This window comes from Pseudomonas sp. JAI111, assembly GCF_024809425.1.
GTDB lineage: Bacteria > Pseudomonadota > Gammaproteobacteria > Pseudomonadales > Pseudomonadaceae > Aquipseudomonas.
Map to the genome: position 1 here is coordinate 267677 of NZ_JANUCB010000002.1, position 13602 is coordinate 281278.

At 59.2% G+C, this 13602-nt stretch carries 13 protein-coding genes; 2 read left to right on the plus strand and 11 right to left on the minus strand.

Annotated features, from left to right (window positions below; genetic code table 11):
- Positions 1–3 precede the first annotated feature (3 nt).
- The 8 genes from pabC to HNR03_RS08865 form a co-directional block, all read right to left on the minus strand.
- Positions 4–819, minus strand: coding sequence for an aminodeoxychorismate lyase (gene pabC, locus HNR03_RS08830; RefSeq protein ID WP_259152670.1), 816 nt, complete (start codon positions 817–819; stop codon positions 4–6).
- On the minus strand, positions 819–2063 hold the full coding sequence (gene fabF / locus HNR03_RS08835; RefSeq protein WP_033056953.1) for a beta-ketoacyl-ACP synthase II: 1245 nt from the start codon (positions 2061–2063) through the stop codon (positions 819–821). Before fabF ends, pabC begins: the two co-directional genes overlap by 1 nt.
- 108 nt (positions 2064–2171) lie before the next feature.
- Entirely contained in the window at positions 2172–2408 is a 237-nt protein-coding gene (gene acpP / locus HNR03_RS08840; RefSeq protein ID WP_003442511.1) for an acyl carrier protein, read from the minus strand.
- Between the two features lie 191 nt (positions 2409–2599).
- Positions 2600–3343: a 3-oxoacyl-ACP reductase FabG gene (fabG, locus tag HNR03_RS08845; protein WP_259152685.1), complete on the minus strand. Its 744-nt coding sequence runs from the start codon at positions 3341–3343 to the stop codon at positions 2600–2602.
- Positions 3344–3359: 16 nt separating this feature from the next.
- Positions 3360–4298 carry an ACP S-malonyltransferase gene (gene fabD, locus HNR03_RS08850; protein WP_222587989.1) on the minus strand — a complete coding sequence of 313 codons (939 nt, stop codon included), beginning with the start codon at positions 4296–4298 and terminating at the stop codon, positions 3360–3362.
- A 125-nt stretch (positions 4299–4423) separates the two neighbouring features.
- The gene (gene plsX, locus HNR03_RS08855; protein ID WP_222587990.1) at positions 4424–5434 is read right to left on the minus strand and encodes a phosphate acyltransferase PlsX; all 1011 of its coding nucleotides are present in this window, start codon (positions 5432–5434) and stop codon (positions 4424–4426) included.
- A gap of 3 nt (positions 5435–5437) precedes the next feature.
- On the minus strand, positions 5438–5620 hold the full coding sequence (gene rpmF / locus HNR03_RS08860; RefSeq protein WP_003179396.1) for a 50S ribosomal protein L32: 183 nt from the start codon (positions 5618–5620) through the stop codon (positions 5438–5440).
- Positions 5621–5633: 13 nt separating this feature from the next.
- Complete coding sequence (locus HNR03_RS08865) at positions 5634–6161, minus strand: YceD family protein (protein ID WP_004371317.1); 528 nt, start codon at positions 6159–6161, stop codon at positions 5634–5636.
- A gap of 106 nt (positions 6162–6267) precedes the next feature.
- Between HNR03_RS08865 and HNR03_RS08870 the strand changes: the two genes are divergently transcribed.
- The gene (locus HNR03_RS08870) at positions 6268–6846 is read left to right on the plus strand and encodes a nucleoside triphosphate pyrophosphatase (protein WP_259152704.1); all 579 of its coding nucleotides are present in this window, start codon (positions 6268–6270) and stop codon (positions 6844–6846) included.
- A 70-nt stretch (positions 6847–6916) separates the two neighbouring features.
- Here HNR03_RS08870 and HNR03_RS08875 read toward each other — a convergent pair whose 3' ends face one another.
- Genes HNR03_RS08875 through rluC form a run of 3 tightly spaced genes read right to left on the minus strand, consistent with a single transcriptional unit; the run spans position 6917 to position 9542 of the window.
- A complete protein-coding gene (locus HNR03_RS08875) occupies positions 6917–7906 on the minus strand; it encodes a S49 family peptidase (protein ID WP_259152705.1) in 990 nt (329 codons plus the stop codon).
- A 24-nt stretch (positions 7907–7930) separates the two neighbouring features.
- The gene (locus HNR03_RS08880) at positions 7931–8593 is read right to left on the minus strand and encodes an HAD-IA family hydrolase (protein WP_222587993.1); all 663 of its coding nucleotides are present in this window, start codon (positions 8591–8593) and stop codon (positions 7931–7933) included.
- Entirely contained in the window at positions 8580–9542 is a 963-nt protein-coding gene (gene rluC, locus HNR03_RS08885) for a 23S rRNA pseudouridine(955/2504/2580) synthase RluC (RefSeq protein ID WP_090186781.1), read from the minus strand. The genes HNR03_RS08880 and rluC overlap by 14 nt, the downstream gene beginning before the upstream one ends.
- A gap of 700 nt (positions 9543–10242) precedes the next feature.
- Here rluC and rne point away from each other — a divergent pair.
- Entirely contained in the window at positions 10243–13506 is a 3264-nt protein-coding gene (gene rne / locus HNR03_RS08890) for a ribonuclease E (RefSeq protein WP_259152722.1), read from the plus strand.
- The last annotated feature ends 96 nt before the right edge of the window (positions 13507–13602 follow it).

Sequence of the window (13602 nt, forward strand, 5' to 3'; positions counted from 1 at the left end):
GTATCAAGCATCCAGTAGCGCGCGGGCAATGGTTTGGAGTTTACGGGTGAGCGGCCCAACCGGCCAGCTCAGAGCTGCAAAGGCGCGCACCGGCCAAACACCGTACACGCTATTACAGACAAAGACTTCGTCAGCCCATTGCAGCTGATCAAGGCTGATGTCGGTGATTTGGGTGGGGATCCCCAATGATTTTGCTTGAAACAATAATTCGGCACGCATCACGCCGGCCACGCCACAGCGCTTCAAATCGGCCGTCATCAACACACCTTCGCGCACCAGGAACAGATTGCTGAACACGCCCTCGATCACCCGACCTGCCTGATCGAGCATCAATCCTTCAGCGTGATCCGTATCTTGCCATTCAGCGCGGGCAATCACTTGTTCGAGACGGTTCAGGTGTTTGAGCCCTGCAAGCAGTGGCTGGCGGGACAGCCGTGTCGTGCAGGGGAACAGGCGAACGCCTTGATCGCCATGCACGGCAGGATAAGCCACGGGAGGATTGCCTTGCAGAATGCGTCGGGCCTGAGCCGAGGGATCGGGCGCATACCCACGCAGACCGTCACCGCGCGTAAGGATCAGCTTGAGCACGCCTTCACCCAACGCTTTGGCGTAGGCCAACAGTTCACTGCGCACGAGCTCAAGATCGGTAGTGATTGCCAGGCGCGAACAGCCATCGGCCAGACGCGACAGATGCCGGTCCAGCAACAGTGGTTGCCCGCCCTTGACTGCGATGGTCTCGAACAGACCATCGCCATAAGCCAGGCCGCGATCCTTCAGCGACAAAGCGTCAGCCGGCTGACCGTCGACCCAGCTGTCCATCAGTCAGCGAACCGGCGGAACACCAGCGAGCCGTTGGTACCGCCAAAACCGAAGGAGTTGGATAGCACCACATCGATGTCCATGTTACGTGCGGTGTGAGGTACGAAATCGAGGTCGCAACCTTCGTCCGGTTCGTCGAGGTTGATGGTCGGTGGCGCCACCTGGCTGTTGATCGCCAGCACGCTGAAGATCGCCTCGACTGCGCCTGCTGCACCCAGCAAGTGACCGGTCATGGACTTGGTCGAACTGACGGCCAGTTTGTAGGCGTGATCGCCAAACACCGACTTGATGGCACATGCTTCAGCGAGGTCGCCGGCCGAAGTCGACGTGCCGTGGGCGTTGACGTACTGGACCTGATCGCCATTGATCTTCGCGTCGCGCAAGGCATTGGTGATGCAACGTGCGGCACCGGCGCCATCGGCGGGCGGCGAAGTCATGTGGTAGGCATCGCCACTGGTGCCAAAGCCGATCAGCTCGGCATAGATAGTCGCGCCACGCGCTTTTGCGTGTTCCAGCTCTTCGAGAACCAGAGCACCGGCACCGTCGGACAACACGAAGCCGTCACGGCCCTTGTCCCATGGACGGCTGGCGCGGGTTGGCTCGTCGTTGCGGGTCGACAGCGCGCGGGAGGCACCGAAGCCGCCCATGCCCAGACCGCAAGCCGCCATCTCGGCGCCGCCGGCAATCATCACATCGGCTTCGTCGTACATGATGTTGCGTGCCGCCATGCCGATGCAGTGCGTACCGGTGGTACAGGCTGTGGCTATGGCGTAGTTAGGTCCCTGTGCACCCAGGTGGATGGACAGAAAACCAGAAATCATATTGATGATCGAGCCAGGCACGAAAAACGGAGAAATCCGTCGTGGGCCGGAATCATGCAGCGTGCGGCTGGTTTCTTCGATATTGGTCAGACCGCCAATACCTGAACCCATGGCCACGCCGATGCGCTCACGGTTGGCGTCGGTGACTTCCAGACCAGAGTTGCGTACAGCCTGAAAACCTGCGGCCAGACCGTACTGAATGAACAGGTCGAGCTTGCGAGCTTCCTTGACCGACAGATATTCCTCGACATTGAAGCCCTTTACCGAGCCGCCAAAACGGGTGGAATAGGCAGAAAGGTCGGTGTGTTCGATCAGACCAATGCCACTGCGGCCAGCCAGAATGCCCTGCCAACTGCTCGGCACATCCGTGCCCAGTGGCGACAACATACCCATACCGGTGACTACGACGCGTCTACGCGACACAGCACTCTCCTTTTTCAAATGACGACTTTGCATCAGGCCTAAAGAAAAAACCGCACGCCGTGATGGCAGTGCGGTTTTTCCATGACAGCAAGCAACGATTACAAGCTATTAAGCCTGGTGGTTTGTAACGTAATCGATTGCGGCTTGTACTGTAGTGATCTTCTCAGCTTCTTCGTCAGGGATTTCGGTCTCGAATTCCTCTTCCAGAGCCATCACCAGCTCAACGGTGTCAAGGGAGTCAGCACCCAGGTCTTCAACGAAGGAAGCAGTGTTGACCACTTCTTCTTCTTTAACGCCCAGTTGCTCGGCAACGATTTTCTTGACGCGCTCTTCGATGGTGCTCATACCTTGTTTTCACTCCTAATGGACAAATTCAGGCAGCTGGCCAGTGGGTAAGTGTATAGAAAGACTTTTCAGCATTTCAACTGAAAGCTTCACTCCTCAAACCCGGCGGCCCTCTGCCTATAAATAGATTGCAGCTTTATAACGGATTTTAGACAGCTCGTATGACATTTTTTTGAAGCAATCCGTCACATTTAACTCATGTACATCCCGCCGTTCACCGGGATTGTAGCCCCAGTAACGTAAGCCGCACCGTCGGATGCAAGAAAAGCGACCACAGACGCGATCTCTTGAGCTTGTCCCAGACGACCCAGCGGAATCTGCGTCTGCAAGGCTTCACGCTGTGCCTCAGGCAGTTCACGGGTCATATCGGTGTCGATGAACCCTGGGGCCACCGAGTTTACCGTAATCGAACGCGAACCGACTTCACGCGCCAGTGCACGGCTGAAACCTTCCAGACCGGCCTTGGCGGCTGCGTAGTTTACTTGGCCTGCGTTGCCCATGGCACCCACAACCGAACCAATACTGATAATTCGTCCCCAACGGGCTTTGGTCATACCGCGCAAAACACCCTTGGACAGGCGGAACAGACTGTTCAGGTTGGTATCGACGACGTCATGCCATTCGTCATCTTTCATGCGCATCATCAGATTATCGCGGGTGATACCGGCATTATTGACCAGGATCGCCGGCGCACCGTACTGTGCAGAAATGCTCGCCAGCACCGCAGCAACGGATTCGTCGCTGGTGACATTGAGTTCCATGCCAGTGCCTTGAACGCCATTTTCTTTCAGGGTGGCGGCAATACGTTCGGCGCCAGAAGCGGAAGTCGCGGTGCCCACAACGATGGCGCCCTGACGACCCAGCTCCAGGGCAATGGCCTGGCCGATACCGCGGCTTGCACCGGTGACCAGTGCAACTTTACCTTGCAGACTCATGCAAGTTTCTCCTGATTCAGGCCAGCGCTGCACGGGCGGCAGCGAAAGCGTCTGGGGTATTAAGATTGGATGTCGACACGCCTTCGGCGCAACGTTTGTTCAGGCCGGCCAGCACTTTGCCAGGACCGCATTCGACCAGTTGAGTCGCGCCCTTGGCAGCCAGCGCCTGGACCGATTCGACCCAGCGCACAGGCTTGTAGAGCTGCTCGAGCAGATCGCGCTTGAGGGTTTCCAGATCGGCCGGCACGCCGGCGCTGACGTTCTGTACCACAGGGATCTGCGGCGCCTGCCAGTCAATCGCCGCGATCGACTCGGCGAAGCGCTCGGCTGCCGGACGCATCAGTTCGCAGTGCGATGGCACACTCACTGGCAGTGGCATGGCGCGCTTGGCGCCACGGGCCTTGCAGCCTTCAATGGCGCGTTCGACCGCCGCCTTGGCACCAGCGATAACCACTTGGCCCGGGGAGTTGAAGTTCACCGCGCTGACCACTTCGCCTTGTGCCGCTTCAGCACAGGCAGCCAGCACATCAGCATCGTCCAGACCGAGGATAGCGGCCATGCCACCCTGCCCGGCCGGAACGGCTTCCTGCATCAGCTGACCACGACGCTCAACCAGCTTGACGGCATCGCCCAGCGTCAGGCTACCCGCGGCAACCAGTGCGCTGTACTCGCCCAGACTGTGACCGGCAACGTAAGCCGGACGCGCGCCGCCTTCAGCCAGCCACAGGCGCCACAAGGCGATCGAGGCGGTCAGAATGGCCGGCTGGGTCTTATCGGTTTGATTGAGTTGCTCTTCCGGCCCTTGCTGGGTCAGTGCCCACAGGTCGTAACCCAGAGCATCGGAAGCTTCTTTGAATGTTTCGAGGACAATCGGATGTTGCGCGCCCAACTCGGCCAGCATGCCGAGGGACTGCGAACCCTGTCCTGGAAAGACGAATGCGAGGGAAGCAGACATGTAACAAGCCCCTAATGATCTTGTCGTCGGAGAATTGACGTCCCGCTCCGGGGACGCAAGAAACTGACAGTTGGATGGCCAATTGAACTGAGCGGTCACATTTAAGCATTGTCCGACGAAAACGCCTAAAGCAACAAATCCTCCAGACGGCCGTGAATACGCTCCGGCAGGTTTTCCTGGATCTCGATCACCGCACGCTGTATCGCACTTTGAAACCCCTGAACGCCGGCTGAACCATGGCTCTTCACGACAATCCCCTGCAACCCGAGGAAACTCGCGCCGTTATGCCGCGCAGGCGCCAGATCGGCTTGCAGGCGCTTCATCAGCGGCAGCGCCAGCGCACCGACCATTTTTGACGCGAGGTTTTTCTTGAACAAGGCCTCGATACGCCCGGCAATCATGGTCGCCAGGCCTTCGCTGGACTTGAGCAGGATATTGCCGACAAAGCCGTCACACACCACCACATCCGCCTCGCCCCGGTACAAACCGTCACCTTCGACAAAGCCGATGTAGTTGATGCCGCGAGCGCTCTGCAACAAAGTCGCGGCCAGCTTGACCTGCTGATTGCCCTTGATGTCTTCGGTACCGATGTTCAGCAACGCCACGCGCGGACGAACGATGCCCAGGGTCTCCGCCGCCACCGAGCCCATCACTGCAAACTGCAACAAGTGCTCGGCACTGCAATCGACGTTGGCGCCTAGGTCGAGCAACTGGCAATACCCCTTCTGCGTCGGAATAGCCGCCACCATCGCCGGACGATCGATACCCGGCAACGTCTTGAGCACAAACCGCGACAACGCCATCAGCGCGCCGGTATTGCCGGCACTGACACACGCCTGGACCTTGCCATCGCGCAGCAACTCGAGCGCCACACGCATCGACGAATCGGGCTTGCCACGCAGTGCCTGGGCAGGCTTCTCGTCCATGGTAATAACTTCGGATGCCGGAGCAATCGACAGGCGCGCGCGATCCATAGCCGATTGGCCAGAGAGCAGTTCTTCAAGAAGGGAAGGTTGACCAACGAGGGTCAGGTGCAGCGAGGGCGTAGCAGACAGACAAGCAAGGCTGGCCTGAACAATGCTGCGGGGACCGAAGTCCCCGCCCATTGCGTCAATCGCGATGACTTGAGCAGACAAGGATTACTCGTCAGCGCCCTTGTCGATCACTTTACGGCCACGGTATACGCCTTCTGGCGATACGTGGTGACGCAGGTGAACTTCACCGGTGGTTTTTTCTACAGACAGGGTGCTAGCCTCGAGAGCGTCGTGCGAACGGCGCATGTCACGGGCAGAGCGGGATTTTTTGTTCTGCTGAACAGCCATAATTGATTAACTCCTAAACGTTTGGGTCACGCTTTAACTGCGCCAATACACTGAACGGGTTGGACCGCGTTACCTCGTCCTCGCTCGGTTCGGGCTCATCGAGACCCGCCGGCTGCTGGCATTCTTCCGGATGATGAGCAGGCACAATGGGCAAGGCGAGCAGAAGCTCCTCCTCGATCAGTGACTGCAGATCCAATGGATCTTCGCCCAGTTCCAGCACGTCATAACCTTTCGGCAACGACTGGGTATTCGCACCCTCCTTCACCACAGCATAACTGCATTCGCTATGGATCGGCAGGGTGACCAGCTCAAGACAACGCTGGCAAACCATTTTGACTTCGGTGTCGATAAAGCTGTGAATTACCACAGATTTACGTTCATCTCGTTCAAAAACGAATTTAGCCTGCACCGTACCGACAGTATCGGAAAGCGGGTCGCAGAGTCTCTCCAAATCGGCTAGCAGCAATTCACCTTGAAGGGTGGTGCCACGATCAGCCAATTTGCGCGGGTCAACGTGAGGTGGAATCGGGTCATTCAACATAGGCGCAGCATTATAGGGATGCCCCCAGCCATGTCAAAGGAAATTCAGCCCTGTCCGTCACTTGCACGCCTCCGCTAGAATTCGCACCTGCCTTTTGGAGATGCGCATGCTGCCTTTATTACTCGCTTCAAGCTCGGTGTATCGCCGGGAATTGCTGGCCCGCCTGCAGCTGCCGTTCATTTGCAGCTCACCGGATATCGACGAAAGCCACCGTCCGGGCGAGCCAGCCATTGATCTGGTCAAGCGCCTCGCCAAAGAGAAGGCGCTGGCGCTTGCCGCCAGCCACCCCGCTCATCTGATTATCGGCTCCGACCAGGTCTCCGTACTCGGCGACAGGATTATCGGCAAACCCCACACCTTCGAAAAAGCCCGCGAACAACTGCTGGCTTCGAGCGGTGCCAGCGTCACCTTCCTCACCGGCCTGGCACTGCTTAACAGCCAGACCGGCGACTGCCAGGTCGACTGCGTACCCTTTACCGTACACATGCGCACGCTCGATCCGGCACGCATCGAACGCTACCTGCGCGCGGAACAACCCTACGACTGCGCTGGCAGCTTCAAGGCTGAAGGTTTAGGGGTCAGCCTGTTTCAAAGCACCGAAGGCCCTGACGCAACCAGCCTGATCGGCCTGCCGTTGATTCGCCTGATCGACATGCTGCTGGCCGAAGGCGTGCAAATACCCTGAGCACCGCAAAACAGACAGCGCGAATGTAAAAAACCGGCCACGAAGGCCGGTTTTTTTATGCCGCAGAGGATCAGCGCAGCGATGGACCGTGAAAGCCCATCCACATCGCCAATTGCTCAGCAACGCTGGCACCGAGTTTTTTCGAAAAACGGTCGAACGGCGACTCCTGAATGGTGAAATCCACCAGTTCCTTCTCGCCAATCACATCGCGCGCAACCGAACTGGCATTGCCCAGACCATCGATCAGGCCCAGCGGCAACGCCTGCTCGCCATTCCAGACCAGACCGGAGAACAGCTCTGGATGCTCCTTGTCCTTGATGCGATCCCCACGCCCTTTCTTGACGCTGTTGATGAACTGCTGGTGAGTCGTATCAAGCACGCCCTGCCAGAACTGGGTTTCTTCGGGTTTCTGCGGCTGGAACGGATCAAGGAACGATTTGTGCTCGCCCGACGTATAGGTCCGACGCTCAACGCCAAGCTTCTCCATCGTGCCGACAAAACCGTACCCGGCCGCCGTCACACCAATGGAACCCACCAGACTCGCCTTATCGGCGTAGATCTGATCTGCCGCACTGGCGATGTAGTAGGCACCGGAGGCGCCCAGGTCCGAAATCACCGCATACACCTTGGTGTCCGGGTGCAGACCGCGCAAACGGACGATTTCGTCGTACACGTAACCCGACTGCACCGGACTGCCGCCCGGGCTGTTGATGCGCAGGATAATACCCTTGACCTTTTCGTCCTCGAACGCCGCACGCAAGCTGCCGACGATGTTGTCAGCGCTGGCCGGCTCCTTGTCGGCAATCATCCCGGTCACGTCGATCAATGCGGTGTAGTGGGAGCCGCGGGTGGCGCTTTTTTCCATGTCCATCAGCGGCGTGAACAGGATCAGCGCGGCAAACAGGTACACAAAGGTCAGCAGCTTGAAGAAAATCCCCCAGCGACGAGACCGGCGCTGCTCCTGCACACTGGCCAGCAAGGTTTTTTCCAGCAGCTTCCAGCTTTTCTCGTCACCGCTCTCTGCGCTCGCCTTCGTGGGCGCTTTCCATTCGTCGGTCATGACATTTACCCCAGCAAAAAACGATTAAGCCCGCTCACTCAGCCAGGCATGCAATTCTGAAAAATGGTCAATGGCCAGTGCCGGCTCGAACAACTTCAGCGCCTCGATCGATTGCGCGCCATAGCTGACCGCCACCGAATCCATACCGGCGTTACGCGCCATCTGCAGATCAAACGAAGAATCGCCGACCATCAACGCCTGCTCGGGGCGAACGTTGCAATGCGCCAGAATCTGCTCAAGCATCAGCGGATGGGGCTTGCTGGCGGTTTCGTCAGCGGCGCGGGTGATATCGAAATAATCTTCCCAGCCGTGAGACTTGAGCACGCGATCCAGCCCGCGACGCGCCTTGCCCGTCGCCACGGCCAAATGATAACCCTCGGCGCGAAACGCCTCCATGGACTCAACCACACCCTCGAACAGCGGCGAAGGCACAGCTTCAGAGGCGATGTAATGATCGGCATAGTGCTGACGGAACGCCACGAGGTCGGCATCGCCAATGTCGGGATACAAGGTGCGAATAGCCTCGGGCAAGCCGAGGCCGATAATGCCTTTGACGGCAAAATCATCGCGCAACTGAAATCCGGACCGTTCGGAGGCGACATGCATCGCCTCGACAATCCGACCTATGGAGTCAGCGAGCGTGCCGTCCCAATCAAATATCAGCAGCTTGTAATCAGAGGGGTGCACTCAGGCGCTCCACGGTCTTGGCCCACATCTCATCGACAGGCGCCTGCAACTTCAGCTCGCCACCATCGGGCAGCGGCACGGTCAGCATGTACGCGTGCAGGAACAGGCGCTTGCCGCCCAGGTCGCGGATTTCCTTGCTGAACGCTTCATCGCCATACTTGGTATCGCCTGCGATGCAGTGCCCGGCGTGCAAGGTGTGGACGCGAATCTGGTGGGTCCGACCGGTGATCGGCCTGGCTTCGACCATGGTGGCAAAGTCACCGAAGCGACGCAGGACCTTGAACACGGTCACGGACTCCTTGCCCTCCTCCTCGTCGACCTCGACCATACGCTCGCCGGAACGCAGATTGCTCTTGCCGAGCGACGCGCGCACTTGCTTGATCGATGTCGCCCAGTTACCGCGAACCAGCGCCATGTAGCGCTTGTCGACCCCGTCGCCGCGCAAGGCAGTGTGCAAGTGGCGCAACATGCTGCGTTTCTTGGCGATCATCAACAGGCCGGAGGTATCACGGTCGAGTCGGTGAACCAGCTCGAGCTCCTTGCAATCGGGACGCAACTGACGAAAGGCTTCGATCACGCCGTAAGTCAGGCCGCTACCGCCGTGAACAGCGATGCCGGCAGGCTTGTTGATCACGATCAGCGCCTTGTCCTCGAAGACAATCGACGCTTCGAGGCGCTGCAGCAGACCCTGGGCCAGCGGCACAGGCTCGTCGCGCTCAGGCACGCGAACCGGCGGCACGCGCACGATATCGCCCGCCTGCAGCTTGTATTCGGGCTTGATCCGACCTTTGTTCACCCGCACTTCGCCTTTGCGCAAAATGCGGTAAATCAAAGTCTTGGGCACGCCTTTGAGCCGAGCGAGAAGGAAGTTATCAATACGTTGGCCGGCATATTCCGGCGAGACCTCCAGCAGTTGTACGGCTGGGGTCGAAGGGGCAGTAGTCGTCATGTCGCGGATGATAACAATTTTTTATGGAATTGAAGCACTTAATCATTGCTGCTATAGTCGCGAACGCCGCCAAAAGCGGCCTGGACAGCGGACTAACGGTCAAAAACCGGCCCTGACCAACGCAATTCACCAGGACGCGAGGCCGTCCTACGGGGCTTTCGCTACGTAACGGTGGAGTTTGCAGCTGTAACGAGCGCAGGTGACATGAGGCCTGAATCAAGCCGCAAAGCAGAGTTTTCACTCGCCTTGCGAGCCAATATTCACGGCCAGTTCACAAAGTGCAGTCAGCGGCGAACGACCTCGAGCGAACGCTTCGGAAACACCGCCTAAATTAGCCATGATGCGTGACCTCCCCCTTCGGAGCTCACGGTAAATGCCAACCCGCTGCGGATTCTGCGCGCGGCAGCACCCGAATTATCAGGGATACGTGTAGGGTGGAGATGCACAACCGCTGGACTGTGTAGCAATAGGCTTTATCAAGACGCTTCATCTCGTCCACAGCCGCTGGTTGATTCCTCCTCCTGACTGAGTGCTTAAGTAGCCACAGCAAGCAGGACGCGTACGTCGCGATAACGGCCCAATTGGCCAGACATCGCTGGACACGGGAATGGCCAACCACTCCCGACGCACCTGACACCGACCATGAGAAGTCGTGTGTGCCGAACGCCGTTTCCGGCAGCCCGGAAACCGACGGTACTACATGAAAAGAATGCTGATTAACGCAACTCAACCCGAAGAGTTGCGTGTTGCACTGGTAGATGGCCAACGCCTCTACGACCTGGACATCGAATCCGGTGCACGCGAGCAGAAAAAGGCCAACATCTATAAAGGCCGGATTACTCGCATCGAACCAAGCCTTGAGGCTGCCTTTGTCGATTTCGGCTCTGAGCGCCATGGCTTCCTGCCCCTCAAAGAAATCTCCCGCGAATACTTCAAGAAAGCTCCTGAAGGCCGCGTCAACATCAAGGACGTCCTGAGCGAAGGCCAGGAAGTCATCGTTCAGGTCGAAAAAGAAGAACGTGGCAACAAGGGCGCCGCCCTGACCACCTTCATCAGCCTGGCCGGTCGTTACCTGGTGCTGATGCCGAACAACCCGCGTGCCGGCGGTATCTCCCGTCGCATCGAAGGTGAAGAGCGCAACGAACTGCGTGAAGCCCTGAACGGCCTGGTTGCCCCGGCCGACATGGGTCTGATCGTGCGCACTGCCGGCCTTGGCCGCAGCAGCGAAGAAATGCAGTGGGACCTCGATTACCTGCTGCAACTGTGGACCGCCATCAAAGAAGCCTCGCTGGATCGTTCCGCGCCTTTCCTGATCTATCAGGAAAGCAACGTGATCATCCGCGCCATCCGCGATTACCTGCGCCAGGACATCGGCGAAGTGCTGATCGACAGCGTTGAAGCCCAGGACGAAGCCCTGACCTTCATCCGTCAGGTGATGCCGCAGTACGCCAGCAAGATCAAGCTGTACGAAGACAGCGTTCCGCTGTTCAACCGTTTCCAGATCGAAAGCCAGATCGAGACCGCTTTCCAGCGCGTCGTCGAACTGCCTTCCGGTGGTTCCATCGTTATCGATCCGACCGAAGCCCTGGTGTCCATCGACATCAACTCGGCGCGCGCCACCAAAGGCAGCGACATCGAAGAAACCGCCCTGCAGACCAACCTTGAAGCCGCCGAAGAAATTGCCCGTCAGTTGCGCTTGCGCGACATCGGCGGCCTGATCGTCATCGACTTCATCGACATGACCCCTGCCAAGAACCAGCGCGCCGTGGAAGAGAAAGTCCGCGAATGCCTGGAAGCCGACCGCGCTCGCGTGCAAGTCGGTCGCATCTCGCGCTTCGGCCTGCTGGAAATGTCCCGTCAGCGCCTGCGTCCATCGCTTGGCGAAAGCAGCGGTATCGTCTGCCCGCGTTGCAACGGCACCGGCATCATCCGTGACGTTGAATCGCTGTCGCTGGCGATCCTGCGCCTGATCGAAGAAGAAGCCCTGAAAGACCGCACCGCTGAAGTTCGCGCCCAAGTGCCGATCCCGGTGGCTGCGTTCCTGCTCAACGAAAAACGCAACTCGATCACCAAGATCGAACTGCGCACCCGTGCTCGCATCGTCATTCTGCCGAACGATCACCTCGAAACGCCGCACTTCGAAGTTCAGCGTCTGCGCGATGACAGCCCGGAAGCCGCTGTCGGCCAGTCCAGCTACGAAATCGCTGCTGCCGCTGCCGAAGTCGAAGAAGTCCAGCCAGCCGCTGCGACCCGCACCCTGGTTCGCCAGGAAGCCGCGGTCAAGACCGCTCCGGCCCGCGCCAATGCTCCGGTTCCGACCGAAGTCGTCGCTGCCGCGCCAGTGGCTGCACCGGTCTCGGCGCCAGAGCCAAGCCTGTTCAAGGGTCTGGTGAAATCGTTGGTCAGCCTGTTCGCGACCAAGGAAGAGCCTGTCGCTCCGGTTGTGGTTGAAAAACCAGTGACCACCGAGCGTCCGGCCCGCAACGAAGAGCGTCGCAACGGTCGTCAGCAGAGCCGCAACCGTAATGGTCGCCGCGATGAAGAACGCAAGCCTCGTGAAGAACGTGCACCGCGCGAAGAACGCGCACCACGTGAGCCACGTGAAGCCCGCGAACCCCGCGAAGAAACGCCAGTTGTTGCTCGCGAAGAACGTGCACCTCGTGAAGAACGCGCTCCACGCGCCCCTCGTGAAGAACGTGCCCCGCGCGCTCCACGCGAAGATCGCAAGCCACGCGGTGACCGCGAAGAGCGTCCGGTTCGTGAACTGCGTGAGCCTCTGGATGCCACTCCAGCTGCCGCTGCCGCCGTCGCGACCGCTGCCGTTACCACTGAAGAGCGTCCAGCTCGCCAGCCTCGTGAAGAACGCGCTCCACGCCCACCGCGTGAAGAACGTCAACCACGTGCCGAGCAAGCTGCCGCCGTTGCCGAAGAAGAACTGGTGACCAACGAAGAGCAACTGCAGGAAGACGGTCAGGAAGGCGCCGAAGGCGATCGTCCACGCCGCCGCTCCCGTGGCCAGCGTCGTCGCAGCAACCGTCGCGAGCGTCAGCGTGATGCCAACGGCAACGTGATCGAAGGTTCGGAAGAGTCTGGCGAAGGTAACGAAGCTGGTGAAGGCAACGAAGCTGCCGAACGCAACGAAGCGCCAAGCACTTCCGATCTGGCCGCCGGCCTGGCTGTTACCGCAGCCGTTGCCAGCACCGTGATCAGCGCACCAGCTGAAGCACAAGCGCACGAGCAAGCCGAACGCGCCACTGCCGCTACTCTGGAAACATCTCCGGTCGAAGCACCTGTGGTTGAAGCAACGACTCCGGTCGAAGCCACCGTCGCACCGGAAATCGAAGTGGCCACGGTTCGCGAAGAAACACAGCCTGTGGTGGAAGCCGCACCGGTCGCCGAACCCGTGTTCGCCGCCGAGCAAGCTGTCGAAACCTCCAGCGAAACCGTAACCGAAGCTGTCCGTGAAGTTCGCGAAGAACAAACCGCGTTCAACTGGGTTGCCGAGCCGGTTGCTGTCGAAGCTCCAGCACCTGTTGCGCAAGCTCCGGTTGATGAAGCCCCGGTTGCTGAAGCGATCGTCTCCGAGCCAGTGGTTGCTGCCGCCGAGCCTGCTCCGGTCGTGGAAGCGCCGGTTGTGGCTGAAGCTGTTGCGCCGCAAGTCGAAGCTGCCCCTGTCAGCGCCCTGACCCCAAGCGGCCGTGCGCCCAACGACCCGCGTGAAGTGCGTCGTCGCAAGCGTGAAGAAGAGCGTCTGAAGAAGGAAGCCGAACTGGCTGCCGCTGCTGCTCCGGCAGAAGCAGCTCCGGCTCCGGCCTCCGAGCCTGCACCGGTTGCAGCTGAAGTGATCGAATCGGCACCTGTTGCCGAGTCGGTCATCGAAGAAGCACCACGCTCCGTACAGGAAGCGGTAGAGCAACACGAACAAGCCCTGGAAAAAGAACACGAGCCTAAACCACTCGTCTGATTCCATCGGCCACTAAAAAGCCCCGCCTGGTAATCCAGGCGGGGCTTTTTTATTCCCGTTGTAAATCACCGCGATCCAATGTGGGAGCGGGCTTGC